This window comes from Allobosea sp. GW823-FHT01F03, assembly GCF_058798075.1.
On sequence record NZ_CM179505.1, the window covers coordinates 2,904,174 to 2,922,196 of the forward strand.

At 67.5% G+C, this 18,023-nt stretch carries 16 protein-coding genes; 13 read left to right on the forward strand and 3 right to left on the reverse strand.

The window, feature by feature from the left end:
- The first annotated feature begins 182 nt into the window (after positions 1–182).
- The 8 genes from AC3RCC_RS14045 (at position 183) to AC3RCC_RS14080 (ending at position 7,611) form a co-directional block, all read left to right on the forward strand.
- Complete coding sequence (locus AC3RCC_RS14045) at positions 183–1,067, forward strand: LysR family transcriptional regulator (protein ID WP_492255649.1); 885 nt, start codon at positions 183–185, stop codon at positions 1,065–1,067.
- Between the two features lie 275 nt (positions 1,068–1,342).
- Positions 1,343–2,338: an ABC transporter substrate-binding protein gene (locus AC3RCC_RS14050; RefSeq protein WP_492255650.1), complete on the forward strand. Its 996-nt coding sequence runs from the start codon at positions 1,343–1,345 to the stop codon at positions 2,336–2,338.
- Entirely contained in the window at positions 2,335–3,207 is an 873-nt protein-coding gene (locus AC3RCC_RS14055; RefSeq protein WP_492255651.1) for an ABC transporter permease, read from the forward strand. The genes AC3RCC_RS14050 and AC3RCC_RS14055 overlap by 4 nt, the downstream gene beginning before the upstream one ends.
- Positions 3,208–3,297: 90 nt before the next feature.
- Entirely contained in the window at positions 3,298–3,597 is a 300-nt protein-coding gene (locus tag AC3RCC_RS14060) for a putative quinol monooxygenase (RefSeq protein WP_492255652.1), read from the forward strand.
- Positions 3,598–3,764: 167 nt separating this feature from the next.
- Entirely contained in the window at positions 3,765–5,048 is a 1,284-nt protein-coding gene (aroA, locus tag AC3RCC_RS14065) for a 3-phosphoshikimate 1-carboxyvinyltransferase (protein ID WP_492255653.1), read from the forward strand.
- Positions 5,049–5,278: 230 nt separating this feature from the next.
- Positions 5,279–5,989, forward strand: coding sequence for a L,D-transpeptidase (locus AC3RCC_RS14070; RefSeq protein ID WP_492255654.1), 711 nt, complete (start codon positions 5,279–5,281; stop codon positions 5,987–5,989).
- Between the two features lie 251 nt (positions 5,990–6,240).
- Positions 6,241–7,386, forward strand: a complete 1,146-nt coding sequence (locus tag AC3RCC_RS14075; RefSeq protein WP_492255655.1) for a glycosyltransferase family protein — start codon at positions 6,241–6,243, stop codon at positions 7,384–7,386.
- A gap of 30 nt (positions 7,387–7,416) precedes the next feature.
- A complete protein-coding gene (locus AC3RCC_RS14080) occupies positions 7,417–7,611 on the forward strand; it encodes a hypothetical protein (protein WP_452116018.1) in 195 nt (64 codons plus the stop codon).
- A gap of 25 nt (positions 7,612–7,636) precedes the next feature.
- On the opposite strand, the gene AC3RCC_RS14085 is transcribed toward AC3RCC_RS14080, so the two are convergent.
- Positions 7,637–7,939: a hypothetical protein gene (locus AC3RCC_RS14085; protein WP_492255656.1), complete on the reverse strand. Its 303-nt coding sequence runs from the start codon at positions 7,937–7,939 to the stop codon at positions 7,637–7,639.
- Between the two features lie 386 nt (positions 7,940–8,325).
- On the opposite strand from AC3RCC_RS14085, the gene ssb reads away from it, so the two are divergent.
- The 4 genes from ssb (at position 8,326) to AC3RCC_RS14105 (ending at position 12,224) form a co-directional block, all read left to right on the forward strand.
- A complete protein-coding gene (ssb, locus tag AC3RCC_RS14090; RefSeq protein WP_291649786.1) occupies positions 8,326–8,877 on the forward strand; it encodes a single-stranded DNA-binding protein in 552 nt (183 codons plus the stop codon).
- 115 nt (positions 8,878–8,992) lie between these two features.
- Positions 8,993–9,622 (forward strand): VOC family protein, encoded by a 630-nt coding sequence (locus AC3RCC_RS14095; protein ID WP_492255657.1) that lies wholly within the window; start codon positions 8,993–8,995, stop codon positions 9,620–9,622.
- Between the two features lie 121 nt (positions 9,623–9,743).
- A complete protein-coding gene (locus tag AC3RCC_RS14100; protein ID WP_492255658.1) occupies positions 9,744–10,859 on the forward strand; it encodes a M20 family metallopeptidase in 1,116 nt (371 codons plus the stop codon).
- 150 nt (positions 10,860–11,009) lie between these two features.
- The gene (locus AC3RCC_RS14105; RefSeq protein WP_492255659.1) at positions 11,010–12,224 is read left to right on the forward strand and encodes an E22 family MetX-like putative esterase; all 1,215 of its coding nucleotides are present in this window, start codon (positions 11,010–11,012) and stop codon (positions 12,222–12,224) included.
- A gap of 89 nt (positions 12,225–12,313) precedes the next feature.
- Here AC3RCC_RS14105 and AC3RCC_RS14110 read toward each other — a convergent pair whose 3' ends face one another.
- On the reverse strand, positions 12,314–12,946 hold the full coding sequence (locus tag AC3RCC_RS14110; RefSeq protein WP_291637878.1) for a MarC family protein: 633 nt from the start codon (positions 12,944–12,946) through the stop codon (positions 12,314–12,316).
- A 211-nt stretch (positions 12,947–13,157) separates the two neighbouring features.
- Here AC3RCC_RS14110 and gyrA point away from each other — a divergent pair, with 211 nt between their 5' ends.
- On the forward strand, positions 13,158–15,953 hold the full coding sequence (gene gyrA, locus AC3RCC_RS14115) for a DNA gyrase subunit A (protein WP_291637880.1): 2,796 nt from the start codon (positions 13,158–13,160) through the stop codon (positions 15,951–15,953).
- 210 nt (positions 15,954–16,163) lie between these two features.
- On the opposite strand, the gene AC3RCC_RS14120 is transcribed toward gyrA, so the two are convergent.
- Entirely contained in the window at positions 16,164–17,912 is a 1,749-nt protein-coding gene (locus tag AC3RCC_RS14120) for an AsmA family protein (RefSeq protein ID WP_291637882.1), read from the reverse strand.
- Between the last annotated feature and the right edge of the window lie 111 nt (positions 17,913–18,023).

The following is an 18,023-nucleotide window of genomic DNA, read 5'->3' on the forward strand; positions in this document are numbered from 1 at the left end:
GTCCTGCGATCGATTCCGGAGCTGCGCGCCTGTGGCGCTTGTCCGGAATGACGTGACGCCAGATCGCAGCAGCGCATGACCTTGCGACAGCCTCCAACTTCTCAACCGGGTGTCAGCTTGCGCTTTGCCCAGCCATAAATGAAGCTTCTCGAAATTATGCAGAGCATAAGAAACTCTTTGAGATGCGCGACCTCCGCCTCGACCAGCTCGACAGCTTCCGCCAGGTGATCGCGCTCGGCAGCTTCTCGGCGGCGGCCGAGAGGCTCGGCCTGAGCCAGCCGGCGGTCAGCCTGCAGATCCGCGAGCTCGAACGCCGGCTGGGCGTGACCCTGATCGAGCGCGTCGGGCGCCGGGCGCAGCCGACCGCGGCGGGCACCGAACTGCTCGACCATGCCGGGCGGATCGAGGCTGCTGTGGCAGCGGCGCAGGAGGCGATGGCACGCCACGCGACCGGGGCGATGGGCCGGGTGCGGATCGGCACGGGCGCCACCGCCTGCATCTTCCTGCTTCCGCCGCTATTGCGAGACCTGCGCCAGCGCCACCCGACGCTGGAGATCACGGTCAGCACCGGTAACACCTCGGATATCGTCAAGGCGATCGAGGACAACCAGATCGACATCGGCCTGGTCTCGCTGCCGGCCGCCGGTCGGAGCCTCGACGTCACCCCTCTGCTGGAGGATGAGTTCGCCGTGATCGCTCCGCCGGGCATGGAGCTGCCGGCGCGCCTGACGCCGGAAGCGCTGGCGCGCCTGCCTGTCCTGCTGTTCGAGCCCGGCGGCATCACGCGGCGCATCGCCGATGAATGGTTCGCCCGTGCCGGCGTGACGCTGAAGCCGGTGATGTCGCTCGGCAGTGTCGAAGCGATCAAGCGGCTGGTCGGTGCCGGCCTCGGCTGTGCCGTGCTGCCCGGCATGGCGGTGCGCGGCGAAAGCGAGGGGCTGGTGGTGCGTTCCCTGTCGCCGCGGGTGCACCGCACGCTCGGCCTCGTCCTGCGCAAGGACAAGCCGCTGCATCGCGGCCTGCGCGAAACGCTGAAGGCGCTGCGGGCGCTGGGCACGCCCGGCTGAGCGCAAACAGCAACAAGCCCTCATCCTGAAGAGCAGCCGATAGGCTGCGTCTCAGGATGAGGGCTTGGAGCATGGGAAGCTTTCGCCCAACGCTGCTGACAGGCGCGGTCGGCGGGGCGGTCCATGCCATCACCCGTTTGCGCAGTGCCCTGGGCGGGAAGTGGCGCTAAGGTCGTCGCCTGCCGGGCGGAACATTTCGCTCGCTTTCGCGCTTCGTGGACATGCCCAACCGTCAAGTGCCCGGACCGGGGCACAGCAGCCAGCGGGGGATCGTCATGATGAAAGCCGTTCTGCGCACTGCAACTCTGCTGCTTGGTCTCGGGCTGGCCGCGCCCGCTCTCTCCTGTGAGCTCGACAGGCCGCTGAAGATCGCTGGGCTCGACTACGATTCCGCCGCCTTCCACACAGCCGTGGCTCGGGCGGTGGTCGAGAAGGGGTTTGGCTGCAAGGTCGAGCGCGTGCCGGGCGTGGTCGCGCCGCTGGTCAACGGGCTGGCGCGCGGCGATGTCGACGTGATCATGGAGATCTGGCTGGCGAACCCGGTCGAGGCCTGGACCAGGGCGGAGGCCTCCGGCAAGGTGATCCCGCTCGGCACGACCTTTCCCGACGCCAATGAGGGCTGGTACGTGCCGCGCTATCTCGTCGAGGGCGCGGATGCCAAGGCGAAGGACCTGAAGACCGTCGCCGATCTCAAGCGCCACAAGGCGCTGTTCCCCGACCGGGAGGAGCCGGGCAAGGGGCGCTTCTACAATTGCGTCGCCGGCTGGGTCTGCGAGGGCATCAACACCAAGAAGCTTACCGCCTATGGGCTGGCGGACGACTATAACAATGTCCGTGGCGGCTCGGGCGAGGCGCTGGTCGCGGCGATCGAGGCGAACCTGAAGCGCAGGCAGCCGGTGCTGTTCTACTATTGGAGCCCGAGCTGGCTGATCGGCGCCTATGATCTGGTCAAGCTCGGGGAGCCGGCCTTCGACCCGGCGATCTGGGCCGAGCTGAAGGCGAGCGACAAGCCGACCAGGGCGACCGCCTACCCGGTCAGCAAGGTGGTGATCGGCGCCAATCTCGCCTTCACCCAGTCGGCGCCGCAGCTGACGAGCTTCTTCAAGAATTACGGCATCAGCAGCGCGCTGACCTCGCAGATGCTGGGCGAGGCCCGCAAGGCCGGGATCACACCGGAGGAGCAGGCGCTGCGCTTCCTCAAGGACCGGCCGGATGACTGGCGCCATTGGCTCACCGCCGAGGTCGCTGCGAAGGTTCAGGCCGGCTTGTGAGCGCTGGCCTGCTGCCTGATCTCGGCAAGCCGCTCCAGGGCGTCGTCAACCGGCTGGTCGATGCGCTGGTCACCGGTTCCGGCGACAAGCTCGATGCCGTTTCGGACGGGCTGACCGCGCCGGTCAGGCTGCTCGAAAGCGCGCTCGCGCAGGTGCCGCCGGAGGCGGGTATCGTCCTGGTCGGGCTTGCGGCCTGGCTCGCCACGCGACGGATCGCCTTCGCCACCGGCATGGCCGCGCTCGTGCTGATGCTAGCTCTGCTCGGGGTCTGGCCGGCCGCGATGCAGTCGCTGGCGCTGATCGTCGTCGCCGTCGTGCTGGTCGTGCTGCTTGGGCTGCCGCTCGGTGTCGTAGCGGCGAGGACGCCACGGATCTCGCGGGCGCTGACGCCGCTCTACGATTTGATGCAGACCGTGCCGAGCTTCGTCTATCTCATCCCCGTCGCTATGCTCCTCGGGCTCGGCCGTGCGCCTGCCCTGGTCGCGACCCTGATCTATGCCCTGCCGCCCTTTGCCCGCCTGACCGAACTCGGCCTGCGCGAGGTGGACGGGCGGGCCGTCGAGGCGGCACGGGCGCTGGGTCTGAGCGCAAGGCAGAGCCTCTGGTTGATCGAGCTGCCGCTCGCCCGCCCGGCGATCCTGCAAGGGCTCAACCAGGCGATCATGATGGCGCTGGCCATGGTCGTCGTCGCCTCGATGATCGGCGCCAAGGGGTTGGGCGAGACCGTTCTCCTCGGTCTGCAGCGCGCCGATCCCGGGCTCGGTTTCGTCGGCGGGCTCGGCATCGTGCTGCTGGCGGTGCTGCTCGACCGGCTGGCCCAGGCGATTTTTCGCGCACAGCCTTCGTCGCGCCGGCCCGGCGTGCCGTGAGGTTGCTGACATTGGCCGTCAGGGAGCCGGTTGCGCTTGCCCCGGCGCTTCGGCAGCTTGCCGGCCGCGACGATAGTGGAGAGACGCGCCATGTACGGTCTGATCGGGCGGATGCTGGCGAAGCCGGGCGAGCGCGAGGCGCTGATCGGCCATATCCTGGGTAGCAGCGCGGCGATGCCCGGCTGCCTGAGCTATGTCGTCGCCCGCGATCCCGCCAATCCCGACGCGATCTGGGTGACCGAGGTCTGGGATCGGCAGGAAAGCCATGCCGCCTCGCTGCACCTGCCGGCCGTGCAGGCGGCGATCGCCAAGGCCCGCCCGCTGATCGCCGGCTTCGACAATCACACCGTGACCGAGCCGGTGGGTGGGCATGGCTTGGCGCCGGGCTGAGTGTCGGCTTGGACTTGTCTTTCCGCTCTCTCCAGACGTCATTCCGGAGCGGCTCCGTTTCGATGTGACGGCAGTAGCGGGCCGGGCATGACCAGTGCGGCTTCCGCTGGCGGATTGCACGGGCTAAGAGCCTCGCAACGCAGCCGAACGGCGAGGGCGAGCCTGTCATGACCGATTCCGAAGTCCGCAAACTCACCATCGTGCCCTTCGCCGGGGCACTGCACGGCAAGGTGACGCCGCCGGGCTCGAAGTCGATCACCAACCGGGCGCTGCTCGTCGCGGCGCTGGCCAAGGGCACCAGCCGGCTTTCGGGTGCGCTGAAGAGCGACGACACGCGCTATATGGCGCAGGCGCTGCGGGCGATGGGCGTCACCGTCGAGGAGCCGGACGCGACCAGCTTCGTCGTCACCGGCGATGGCCGTTTGCGGGCTCCTGCGGCGCCGCTCTTCCTCGGCAATGCCGGCACGGCGACGCGCTTCCTCACCGCCGCGGCGGCGCTGGTCGAGGGGCAGGTCGTGGTCGATGGCGACGAGCATATGCGCAAGCGGCCGATCGCGCCGCTGGTCACGGCGCTGCGCACGCTCGGCGTCGCGGTCGAGGCGCCGAGCGGCTGCCCGCCGGTGTCCGTTGCGGGGCAGGGCGGCTTTGCCGGCGGCCGCGTCGAGGTCGATGCCGGGCTCTCCAGCCAATATGTCTCGGCGCTGCTGATGGCCGGCGCCTGCGCACGCGGGCCGGTCGAGGTCGCGCTCAGCGGCTTGGGAGACAGCCAGGAGATCGGCGCCCGCGGCTATGTCGACCTGACGCTCGCGACGATGGCGGCCTTCGGCGCCAAGGTTTCGCAGCCGGATCCCGCGACCTGGCGGATCGAGCCGACCGGCTACCGCGCCGCCGATTATCTGATCGAGCCCGACGCCTCGGCCGCGACCTATCTCTGGGCGGCTGAAGTGCTCACCGGCGGCAAGATCGACCTCGGCGTGCCGGCGGCCGCCTTCACCCAGCCCGATGCCAAGGCGCATGCGCTGATCGCCGCCTTCCCGAACCTGCCGGCCGAGATCGACGGCGCGCAGATGCAGGATGCGGTGCCGACGCTCGCCGTGCTCGCCGCCTTCAACAAAACGCCGGTGCGCTTCACCGGCATCGCCAATCTGCGCGTCAAGGAATGCGACCGGGTTTTTGCGCTGTCGCAGGGCCTGTCGCGGATCCGGCCGGGGCTCGGCGTCGAGGAGGGCGACGATCTCCTCGTCGCTTCCGATCCCGGTCTCGCCGGGCAGACGCTGCCGGCCGAGATCGACACCTTCGCCGATCATCGCATCGCGATGAGCTTCGCGCTGGCGGGGCTGAAGATCGGCGGCATCACCATCCTCGATCCGGCCTGCGTCGCGAAGACCTATCCGGACTATTGGCGGGCACTCGCCGCGCTCGGCGTGCGCTTCGAGGGCGAGGCGCCCTGAGGCGCGAAATCCATGCAGTCCGGGGCTTGAAACCCGGTCGAGGTCGTAGCCAGGCGAGGCGGTTTGAGCGGTTGGAGTGCGCCGATTTTGGTTGGCGGGATGACGCTTCGGCAATGTCGCGTGCTTGCCAGCCGGGCGGGATGACGGCAATCTCCGCCCAGCGATACCTTAAGCGGGCCTATGCCGAAGCGTTCTCTCTTCGGGCAACAGGACATGGGAAGCCCAGAATCATGATCATCGACGATAGGAATGCCGATGCCGGCAAGCTGCACGCGGCCGCCTTGCGCGAGCCTCGGATCGGCGGGCTCGACCGCCGGTCGTTTCTGGCCGGCTCGGCCGCCGGTCTCGGCGCGCTGGCGCTGGGCGGCTGCGCGACATCCGACGGCATGAGCCTCGCCGAGGCGCAGAAGCTCTACGGGCCGGTGCCGGAAGAGAAGTTCCCGGTTCCGGCGATCGACGTCAGCAAGGTCGATCCGAAGTACTTCCGGCGGACGGTCGCCTATGACAGCAAGGAGCCGGCCGGTACGATCATCGTCGATCCCGCCAATTACTATGTCTATCGCGTCGCGGGCGACGGCACCGCGACCCGCTATGGCGCCAATGTCGGCCGCGACGGCTTCCGCTGGAACGGCAACGCCTATGTCGGGCGCAAATCCGAATGGCCGACCTGGACGCCGCCCAGGGAGATGATCAAGCGCCAGCCCGAGGTGGCGAAATATGCCCGCGGCATGCCGGGGGGGCTCGAGAACCCGCTCGGCGCGCGCACGCTCCATCTCTACCAAAACGGCGCCTACACGCTCTACACGATCTATGCGTCGCTCGACGCCGAATCGATCGGCAACGGCATCACCAGCGGCTGCGTCGGCCTGCTGACGCAGGACATGATGCACCTCTACGCTCAGACCCCGGTCAAGACGAAGGTGGTCGTGCTCCCGGCATAGGCGAGAGCTGACGAAACAGCTGCGACGATGTGAGGCAATGCGCCGCCGCTTCCCGGAAGCGGCGGCGTTGTCGTTCTGGCCGCGCTCGACGGGTGGAGCGCAACGAGAAGCGGTCCCGGCCGGCCTGTTCCGCAGGGCTACCTCCGAAGAGCCATGGCCTTGGGCGAGCCGCGTCGCCAACATGGCAGCCGCAAGCTGCGCATGTGCCGGGCGCCTGCCGCGCCGAGGTTGGGGCTTTCGCCGGAATGAGCATGGACGGCAAGTTCAGATATTTCCTGTGCCGCCACGCGCATGATCCCGTCGAGATCAATCTGTCGGATTATGTCGACCCGTTCGCCGATGTCTTCCTGGCCTACTGGGTCGGCGTCCTGAAGATGCTCGAGCCTCTCCTCGAGGCCGATGGCCTGATCTTCTACATCGTCTGGGGCACGGAGACGGTGCGGGAGCTGCCGAGCTATGGGAGGAACGTCGTCGTCCTGCTCCTGATGGAGGAGTTCTGCGAGATCCCGCCCTATTTCGACAAGGTGCGCTACGTCTTCAAGACGCATGGCTTCTTCCCCTATGTGAACACGCTTCAGATCGGCGCCGGCCTGGCGCTGCTGGCGAAGACGGTCCGGGACGCGCTGCGCTGGGCCTGGAGCAGCGGGCTGCTGGCGCTCCGGCACAAGGATGCGATCGCCCGAGAGGAGGGCGGCATGACCGTTCCCCTCGGCTACGCCAGACAGACGGACCTGCCCGGCAAGCCCTTCGTCGAGCGCCGCTACGCCGTCTCCTTCATCGGCAGCGTCAAGCAGCGCGCCTATCATCCGCTCTCGATCCGGGCGCTGCTGGGAACGCCGAAGGACATTGCGCGCTCGCGCATGCTCGAGGAGTTGCAGCGGCTCGCCGCGGAAATGCCGGGCGAGGTGTTCTGGGCCGACACCGGCTCCTACATGAATGGGATCCTCTCCGATGGGGTCCGCTATTCCGAGCTGATGGCCGATTCCAAGATCTGCCTCGCGCCGCGCGGTTCCTCGACGGAGACTTTCCGGCTGTTCGAGGGCATGCGACAGGGCTGCGTCGTGATCTGCGACCGGGTGCCCCGGCACTGGTTCTTCGCGGACTGCCCCTTCATCCAGCTCGACGACTGGTCCGAGCTAGGCCCTTGCGTGAACGGCCTGCTAGCCGACCCGGAGCGCCTCGCCGAACTGCACAGGAGCGCGCTCGACTGGTGGCGGCGGCGCTGCTCGTCCGAGGCGCTCGCTGGCGTCATGGCGGAGCGGCTTTCACGATTGGCGCGGGCCGAGGGCGGAGCGAAGCTCGCCGCTGCAGGGCCGGAGCCGCAGGTCCGGACGGCGGAAGGTGCCGAGAGTTGGCGAGTGGCTCCGGCCGTGCGATCGTCGCGTGCTGGGGGGTGAACAGGCGAGGGCGCTATGGATACGGACCCGGTGGCCAAGGACCGCGTCACGCAGATGCTCAGGAAGCATCTGGAGCTCGCGCAGGAACAGCTCGACATGGCCGAGCGCGGCGTCCTTCTGTCGATCGACGGCGCGCCGGAGGGCGTCAACCTGACCAGGGAAGCCCTGGCGATCCGCGTCGAGCAGTTGCAGGGCGCGCTGGATCGGCAGAGAGGGCGCGGTTGAAGTCTTCGGCGGCGGCTCGGAAGCCCTATTTGCCCGGGCTTTGATTTGCTCTCAGGTCCAGCGAACGGCCGATCTCGGCGGCAATGGTGCTGTAGTCGAGCGGGCCGGCATCGTCGCGCAGTGCCTGGCGCAGGAAGCGTATCGGAAAGCGGATTGCCTCCTGATTGGCATCGGAGAGCTCCGTCGCCCGGGCGGAGGCGCCCTGGTCGGCACGATCGAGCGCCGCCTCGATCTGGCTGCTGTCCAGCTGGCCTTTTCGCTTCAACTCTCCGAAGAGGGCAGCAGCCGCGAGCAAAAGACCTTCGAGTTGGAGATTTGCAGTGTTCATCCTGAACTCCGAATGATCGCCGGACCGAGGATTGCCGATGAACTCTAAATCTCCGGGCTGAAGCGCGCCAGATCGTCGCGCGTCCGAATGGACGCGCGGCGATCTATCTCATTGTTATCGCATCGGAGTTTTCCGAAAAGTGGCTTCCACTTTTTGGTCCGATGCCACAGGACCCTGCCGTGCCCAAGCCGATGCGGGCGCCGATGCCGCGGCGGATTTCAGGCCTGGGGAACGGACGGACCGGTTGCGAATCTCCGGGGACAACTCGGGATTTTATGCTTGAACAAAACAGGAACATCATTGATAAAGCGATGATGGATCGCTAGGGTCCGCTTCCGGTCGATCGGCCGGTTCGTGATGAAGTGCGCAGGAAAACGGAGCCTGTCATGGCTGGTAGCGTCAACAAGGTCATTCTGGTCGGCAATCTCGGGCGCGACCCCGAGGTGCGGCGCCTCGGAAGTGGCGAGCCGGTCGTCAATCTGCGCATCGCCACCTCGGAAACCTGGCGCGACAAGCAGTCGGGTGAGCGCAAGGAGCGCACCGAGTGGCATTCGGTGGTGATCTTCAACGAGAACCTCGCCAAGGTCGCCGAGCAATATCTGAAGAAGGGCTCGAAGGTTTACATCGAGGGCCAGCTGCAGACCCGCAAATGGCAGGACCAGCAGGGCGTCGAGAAGTACACGACCGAGATCGTGCTGCAGCGCTTCCGCGGCGAACTCACCATTCTCGACAGCCGCGGCCAGGGCGGCTCGGATGAATATGGCGAGGGCGGCGGCGGTTCCTTCGAGGATCGCTCCTCCGGCGGCGGCTCCTTCGGCCGCCAGAGCCCGATGGGCGGCAGCGGCGGCGGCTCGCGCCAGCCGGCGATGTCCGGCGGCGGTTCGGGCGGCGGCTCCTCGCGCTCGTCGAGCCATCTCGACGACGACATCCCGTTCTAGTTTCTCGCTGTTTGGGGGCGGCGTTGTCGCTCTGTGGTTCAGGGAGGCGTCTCGCAGGAGGCGCCTCTTTTCGTATGCTGCGAGATGAGGCGCGAGCAGGGGCGAGAAGCGAGGCATGCTGAGACTGGACCATCTCACCGTGATCGCACCGACGCTCGCCGAGGGCGTCGCGCATGTCCGCGCCTGTCTCGATCTCGATGTCCCCTTCGGCCAGCACCATCGCTACATGGGCACGCATAATCACCTGCTTCAGCTTGGCGACGGCGTTTATCTGGAGATCGTGGCGCTGGATCCCGAGGGTGAGGCGCCCGGCCGGGCGCGCTGGTTCGGCCTCGACGATCAAAGGCAGATGAGGGCCGACTGGGAGGAGGGGCGACGCCTGCGCGGCTGGGTGGCACGGACCGATGCGATCGATACCGTGCTCGCAGGCCGCGGCGGCGTCTTCGGCCGCAAGGTCGCGCTTCCGGCGAACGGCCCGGCCTTCGATTTCGCCATTCCCGACGACGGTGTGCTGCCGCTCGACGGGGCGGTGCATTCCGTGATCGACAGGCGCGGCAAGCTGCGCTCGATGGCGGCGATCGCCGATCTCGGGGCACGCTTGCGCGGCTTCTGCCTCGCGCATCCGGAGCTGGGTCCGATCGCCGCGCTCTATCGCGAGTTGGTGGTCGAAGGCGCTCCCGCGCTGATCCTGGGGCCAAGGCTGCGCTATCATGCGCAGATCGAGACGCCGGCCGGGCTGCGTTAGCTGAGCTGAGCGCGCCTGCCCGCGGACCGCAGGGCCGCTGCCCGCCAGCGGCGATGGACAAAGCCGGCGAAATGGCCAATCTCCTCGGTATCGCCACGCTGTCCTGCGAAACCAAGCCGTCATGACCATTCACGATCCCGCCGTTCCCGCGCTCTCCGTCTGGGTCGCGCTGGAGAGCCCCACCCATCACGTGCCCGGCGTCAACGGCATGATGGACCTCGTCGCCAGGGAGGTCGAAGGCCTGCCGATCGCCGTCGAGCGCATTCCCGGCCGTGACGGGCTCGGCGACAGCCTGGTGCTGCGCGCCGGCGTCGACAATGGCGAGAAGGCGGTCGCGCTGATGTCGCATCTCGACACGGTCCACCCGGTCGGCACCAGCGCCAAGGACCTGCCGGTCCGGGTCGAGGGCGACCGACTCTACGGCCCTGGCGTCTACGATATGAAGGGCGGTGCCTGGCTGGCGCTTCAGGCCTTCAAGGACGCCGCCAAGGGCGGCGCTGCCCGCCGGCCGATGGTCTTCCTGTTCACCCCGGACGAGGAGATCGGTTCGCCGACGACGCGCGGGCTGATCGAGGATATCGGGCGCCGGTCGATGGCGGTTCTGGTCACCGAGCCGGCACGCGAGGGCGGCAAGATCGTCACAGCGCGCAAGGGCGTCGGCCGCTTCGAGGTGAAGATCGAGGGGCGCCCGGCCCATTCGGGCTCGCGCCATGCCGATGGCCGCAACGCGATCCGCGAGGCGGCGCATCAGATCCTCGACGTCGAAGGCATGACCGACTATTCGCGCGGCATCACCACCACGGTCGCGCTGGTCGGCGGCGGCACCGCGGCGAATGTCGTGCCGCAGCATGCCTGGTTCAGCGTCGATTGCCGCGTCACCACCGTCGCCGACGGTGCGCTGATGGAACAGCGCATCCTCGGCCTCAAGCCGCATGACCCAGATGTGAAGGTCACGGTCAGCGGCGGCATGAACCGCCCGCCCTATGAGAAGAGCGCCGAGGTCAGCGCGCTCTTCGAGAAGGCACGGGCGATCGCTGCCGCAAACGGCTTCGACCTGCAGGACTGCCCGATGACCGGTGGTGGTTCGGACGGCAATTTCACCGCGGCGCTCGGCGTCCCGACGCTGGACGGGCTCGGCATCGATGGCGACGGCGCTCACACCCTGCAGGAATACGGGCTGATCCCGTCGATCGCTCCGCGCCGGGCGCTGATCAAGGGGCTGCTCGAGACGCTATAGCACTCCGCGTCATGGTCGGGCTTGTCCCGACCATCCACGTCTTCCTTCCTGCAATGCGCTGTTCAAGACGTGGATGCTCGCCACAGGGGCGAGCATGACGGGGGGCAAGCCCCCTTCCGTTAGCCGGCCAAATCCGCTCTGATCCGCTTCATGGCCGAGAAGCCGGCCGGAGCAAGGGAGCGCGGCATGAAGGGCTGGATCGCGGGCGTGCTGGGTGTCGTCGGGATGATGGTCACGGGAATGGTGGACGCTCAGGAATTGCTGGTCGAGAAGAAGGTCTTCGACCTGCCGAGCTTCACCACGCAGGGCGGGCGCACGCTGAAGAACGTCAAGGTCGGCTGGGAGAGCTATGGCACGCTCAACGCCGACAAATCGAACGCGATCCTGATCTGCCATTTCTTCTCGGGGAATTCGCACGCCGCCGGCAAATATGCGGCCTCGGATGCGGCGCCCGGCTATTGGGACGCGATCATCGGCCCGGGCAAGGCGATCGATACCGACAAATATTTCGTCATCGCCTCCGACACGCTGGTCAATCTCAACACCGGCGATCCGAAGACCACGACCACCGGCCCGGCCTCGATCGATCCCGATACCGGCAAGCCCTACGCGCTCGACTTCCCGGTCGTGACCATCGGCGATTTCGTCAATGTCCAGAAGGCCCTGGTCGAGAGTCTCGGGATCAGGAAGCTGGTCATGGTCGCCGGCCCCTCGATGGGCGCGCTGCAGACCTATGAATGGGCCGCGAGCCATCCCGACATGGTCGGCAAGGCGATGGCGGTGATCGGCGCGGCCGAGGCCGATGCCCAGCTGATCGCCTGGCTCGACGTCTGGGCGGCTCCGATCCTGGTCGATCCGAACTGGAACAAGGGCGACTACTACGGCAAGACGCCGCCCAATGCCGGCCTCGCCAAGGCTCTGACCGTCGTCACCCTGCAAGCCAATCACGGCGACTGGACCAATGGCACCTTCGGCCGCCGCCCGGCCAAGGAGGGCGAGGATCCGGCCAAGGCGTTCGGCAACAAGTTCCAGGTCCAGAGCGTGCTCGACAATGCCGGCGAGGCGCGTGCAAAAGTCTCGGACGCCAACCATTTCCTCTATCTGGTCAAGGCGAACCAGCTCTATGCGGCCGGCGGCAAGTCGCTTGCGGATGGGATGAGCCGGATCAGGGCGCCGCTGCTGATCGTCAGCCAGCCGAAGGACCTGGTCTTCCCCGACGAAATGATCCAGCGCAGCGTCTCCGAAGCGAAAAAGGCCGGGCGCGACGTAACCCACGTCACGATCAACGGCAGCCGCGGCCATCTCGACGGGGTGATCTCGATGAAGCAGGCCGAAGGGGCAGTGAAGGCCTTTCTGGAGAAATAGGCCGGCGCGCGCCCGCATCGATCCGCTGCGAGCCGCCCAAATCCGCGGCTGAGCCGGTCAGAGCGTCAGGCGCCCCGGCCGATCCTGCCTCAGCCGGCCCTGATCACCGCGCGCATGCCGTCGATGACGAACTGCACCGCCAGCGCTGCGAGGATGACGCCGAGCAGGCGCGTCAGCACGACATTGCCGGTGACCCCGAGCAGGCGCGCGATCGGCACGGCCAGCAGGAAGGTGGCGAGGCAGGAGAGGATGACGAGCCCGCAGATCACGGCGAGGGAGGTGAGCATCGCGATGTCGCCGCCGGCGCGGCCTGCGAGCAGCATGACCGCGGTGAGGGCGCCAGGGCCTGCCATCAGCGGGATCGCCAGCGGGAAGGCGGCGACATTGCGGATATGGTCCTGGGTGATCGCGGTCTCGGCCGTCGCCTGCTTGCGCTCGTTGCGGCGCTCGAACACCATCTCGAAGGAGATCCAGAACAGCAGCAGCCCGCCAGCGATGCGGAAGGCCGGCAGCGAGACGCCGAGCGCCTTCAACACGATGTCGCCGACCAGCCCGAAGAAGGCCAGGATGCCGAAGGCGATCAGGCAGGCGCGCACCGCGACCTGGCGGCGCTCGTCATTGGTCATGCCGCGCGTCAGCGACAGAAAGATCGGCGCGAGCCCCGGCGGATCGAGCGTGACCAGCAGCGTGACCAGGGCGGAAGTGAGATATTCGAGGAACATGCGCGGAGCTTACGCCTGGCGCAACGCCGGCGTCACGCGCGAAACATGGCGAGATTGCGGTCCGGTTGCCGAACCGATTCAAGAATGGCGCGTAAAGCACTGAAAGATCAGAGGCTTATTTTCACCCGATCGAATCGTGTTTCGCTGGCCTCGAAGCGTGGAATCGGGTAGCCAGAAAGCTGAAAAACTGGGTTGAATCGGGGCTTTTCCCTTGAGCGAAGACAACGACGACAAGCGCGACGACGGCCCGCAGTTCGGCGGCGAGATCAAGCCGATCGCGATCACCGACGAGATGAAGAAGAGCTATCTCGATTACGCGATGAGCGTGATCGTGAGCCGCGCTCTGCCCGATGTCCGCGACGGCCTGAAGCCGGTGCACCGGCGCATCCTGTTCTCGATGCACGAGAACAAGAACCTGCCCGAGCGGCCCTACACCAAATGCGCCCGTATCGTCGGCGACACGATGGGTAAATACCATCCGCACGGCAACCTCGCGGTCTATGACGCGCTGGTGCGCATGGCGCAGGACTTCTCGCTGCGCCTGCCGCTGATCGACGGCCAGGGCAATTTCGGCTCGATGGACGGCGACAGCCCGGCGGCCGATCGCTACACCGAGGCGAGGCTCGACAAGGCGGCGATGCCGCTGCTCGAGGATCTCGACCTCGACACGGTCAACTTCCAGCCGAACTATGACGGCAAGGAACATGAGCCGACGGTCCTGCCGGCGCGCTATCCGAACCTCCTGGTCAACGGCGCCGGCGGCATCGCGGTCGGCATGGCGACAAACATCCCGCCGCATAATCTCGGCGAGGTCATCGACGCCTGCATCGCGCTGATCGACAATCCCGAGATCACGATCGATGAGCTGATCGAGATCGTGCCCGGCCCGGATTTCCCGACCGGCGCCTCGATCATGGGCCGCAGCGGCATCCATTCGGCCTATCACACCGGCCGCGGCTCGATCGTGATGCGCTCGAAGACGCATATCGAGGAGCTGCGCAAGGAGCGCGAGGCGATCGTCGTCACCGAGGTTCCCTATCAGGTGAACAAAGCCTCGATGGTCGAGAAGATCGCCGATCTCGTCCGTGAGAAGCGGATCGAGGGCATCTCCGATCTGCGCGACGAGTCGAGCCGCGAGGGCGTGCGCGTCGTCATCGAAATCAAGCGCGACGCCGTCGCCGATGTGGTGCTGAACCAGCTCTATCGCTTCACGCCGCTGCAGACCTCGTTCGGCGCCAACATGGTGGCGCTGAATGGCGGGCGGCCGGAGGTGCTGAACCTCCGCGACTTCATCTCCGCCTTCGTCGAGTTCCGCGAAGAGGTCGTCTCGCGGCGCACGCGCTATCTGCTCAACAAGGCGCGCGAGCGCGCCCATGTGCTCTGCGGTCTCGCCACCGCCGTCGCCAATATCGACGAGGTCATCCGCCTGATCCGCACGGCGCCGACGCCGTCGGCGGCGCATGAGGCGTTGATGGCGCGCGACTGGCCGGCCGACGACATCGCGCCGCTGATCGCGCTGGTCGACGATCCGCGCCATCCGATGAATCCGGATGGCACCTACCGGCTCTCCGACGCGCAGGCCAAGGCGATCCTCGAGCTGCGCCTCGCCCGCCTGACCGCCCTCGGCCGCGACGAGATCGGCGACGAGCTCGAAAAGCTCGCCAAGGAGATCGCCGACTATCTCGACATCCTGCGCTCGCGCCAGCGCATCCAGGAGATCATCAAGACCGAGCTCTCCGAGGTGAAGGCCGCCTTCGCCACGCCGCGCCGGACCGAGATCATGGACTGGGGCTCGGATCTCGACGACGAGGACCTGATCGCCCGCGAGGACATGGTCGTCACCGTCAGCCATGCCGGCTACATCAAGCGCGTGCCGCTCTCGACCTATCGGGCGCAGAAGCGCGGCGGTAAGGGCCGCTCGGGCATGGCGACGCGCGAGGAGGATTTCGTCACCCGCCTGTTCGTTGCCGACACGCATACGCCGATCATCTTCTTCTCCTCGCTGGGCCAGGCCTATAAGGAGAAGGTCTGGCGCCTGCCGCTCTCGGCGCCGAATGCGCGCGGCAAGTTCCTCAACAACATGCTGCCGCTGGACAAGGACGAGCGCATCACCACGGTGATGCCGCTGCCGGAGGACGAGGAGAGCTGGAGCCGTCTCGACGTGATGTTCGCGACGAAGACCGGCAATGTCCGCCGCAACAAGCTCTCCGACTTCGTCCAGGTCAATCGCAACGGCAAGATCGCGATGAAGCTCGACGAGGGCGACGCCATCGTCGACGTGCAGATCTGCTCCGAGCATGACGACGTGCTGCTGACGACGGCGGAAGGCCAGTGCATCCGCTTCGCGGTGCCGGAGGTGCGGGTCTTCAAGGGCCGCGACTCGACCGGCGTGCGCGGCATCAACCTCGCCAAGGGCGACGAGGTGATTTCGCTCGCGATCCTGCACCATCTCGATGCGACCGCCGATGAGCGCGCCGCTTATCTCAAGCTCGCTTCGGCGGCGCGGCGTGCCGTGACCGGCGATGGCGAGGAGGCGGCGGTGCCTGCGGCCGAGGCCGAGGAAGCGGCCGGCGATATCGAGCTCGGCCAGGAGAAATATGCCGAGATGGGCGCTTCCGAGCAGTTCATCCTGACCGTTTCGGAAAACGGCTACGGCAAGCGCTCCTCGTCCTTCGAGTATCGGGTCACCGGGCGCGGCGGCAAGGGCATCGTCGCCATGGTGGTGAACGAGCGCAATGGCCGGTTGGTCGGCTCCTTCCCGGTCGAGGATCGCGACGAGATCATGCTGATCTCCGATGGCGGCCAGACCATCCGCATGCCGGTGGAAGGCGACAAGCCGATCCGCATCGCCGGCCGCTCGACGCAGGGCGTCACCATCTTCAACACCGCCGAAGGCGAGAAGGTGGTCTCGGTCGAGCGTATCGGTGACAGCGGCGAGAGCGAAGGCGAGGGCGAAGCCGGTGACACCGGCGTGGCTGAGGGCGGGGAGCCCGGCGCCGAAGCCTGAACCGGCACGACCGGGCCAAAATCGCGACAAGTCCGGGATCGCCCCGCATCCGTCGATGCGGGGCGATTTCTTTTTGGGTTGCCTGCGGGCCGTTCGGCGGTTGCCGCGCAGCGGTGCGGAAAGGGCGGAATTCAGAAAACGGGAGGACGGGCTCTCGCTGCTGCGATACCCCACCTTGCGGCGGGGTGGTGGTGGCGCTTTCGGGCGGCGTCAGCGCCCCAGAGGGGAGATCGAGCTCGTCGGGTGGAACGCGGCCTCGAAAGTCGGCGTGAACACCGCGTCGTTGAACGGGCCGCGAATCTCGAGCGGCGTGCGGGCCGAGCCGTTGGCCGCGCTCAGCAGGCCGGTGAGTTCCAACCAGCGCCGCCCGAGATCGGCGCTGCCGCTGAGCGACAGGGTGAAACCCGGGCCGGCCATCTGTCCCTCGGTCAGGGTCAGGACGCCGCGGTTCGCCAGGGCTGCGAACTGGGCGGTCTCGAAGCTGGTCTTGCCATGGCGCCATTCGCGTGCGGCCGGAGGCTTTTCGCTGCGGCGCAACAGCTCGGCGAAGGCGACTCCCTTGAACTCGCCCTGGCGCAGGCTCGCATTGGCACGGCCGGTCAGGGAGCCGACGACCTGCTCGAGGCTGTCGCCGGTGCCGTCGAGCGCGATCTGGCCGGTGGCGAAGCCGGTCAGGCCGCCGAGCAGTTCGGGCAGATCGGCGCCGGCCTGGCCGAGATTGACGCGGTCGAGTCCGGCCTGGAGCTTGACCTCGGCGCCTGACGGAACCGCGGTCGCCAGCAGCTTGGCACGCGCGACGCCGCCATAGGCGGAGGCACGCAGGATGGCAGCCTCGAAGCGCCCCTTGCGGACCATGAGCTGCGCGGCGAGCTCGCCGAGCCGGGCCGAGCCGAGCCGGGCAGCATCGAGCGAGACGCGCAGGTCGACGTCATGGGCCGTCCAGCTGTCGAATTCGAGCGGGGTCTCGCCTGGCTCGCCGGTTCCGGGCGGCTTCTGATAGCCGCCCTGGCGGAACAGGCGCGCGAGATCGAAATCGGCACCGGCCAGCGTTCCCGACAGCACCCGGCGCGCGCCGCCGCCGTCAATCTTCAGCGCGCCCTCGAGCTGGTCGCCATCGAGCTTGGCGATGACATTGCTGAGCGAGATGTTGTCGCCGGCGAGCTGCGCTTCGGCGGTGAGTTCCACCTGCCGGACCAGGGTGGCGATACGGGGGCGCGGGCCGATCCAGGCGAGTGCATCGGGCAGCGAGCGGCTGGTGAACTCGACCTGGCCGGTCGTGACGCCCTGCGCGGCGGAACGCGCGCCGTTGAGGCGGAAGCCCAGCAGATTGGAGGAGACCGCCAGGGCGATCCGCGAGCGCTCGCCCGTCACCGGCCAGAGCAGATTGACCTTGGTGGGCTCGCCGCGCCAGGTGAAGCTGCCGGCGAAGGCGATGGGCTCGGCTTCCTCGCGTTCCTCGATGACGAGGTTGACGTCGCGCAAGGTGGTCAGGATCGTGTTCCCCGAGCGCGCCATCAGGCTGCCGGAGCTGATCACGAGCCGGGTTTCGCCCGTGAGGGCGGCGAGATAGGCGAGCGGCGGCGCGACCCAGTTGCCGTAATTCTCGGGCTCACCGGGGACGGCGATGTCGATCTCGGGCCCGATCAGGTCGACGCGGTCGAAGTCGAGCTGGCCGCCGACCAGCGAGAGCAGGCGGGCGCGGGCGCGCAGCCTGAGCGCCGTCCCGGACAGGGTTCCGTCGGCCGCGCCGAAGCTGACTTCCGAGAGGCTGACGCGCGGCATCGGCAGAAAGGCGATCTCGGCGCGCTTCAGCGAGGTCACCTTCAGGCCGACGCGCTTCTCGATACCCGCGACGACATGCCGCTCGACCAGCGCCTGTGCCAGTCCCCAGGATTTCAACCCGAGCGCGACCAGGATCGCGACGGCCGCCAGGCCGAGAATGGAGTTGCGTCGTGACATGGGCCTCGATCTGCACTGCGGCTGCCGTTTCGGGCCACGGTGCGAGGGGATAATCGCAAGCGAATCGGCGTCGAACGGGCCGTAACGGCGCTCGCGCGGCAACGGGTTTAT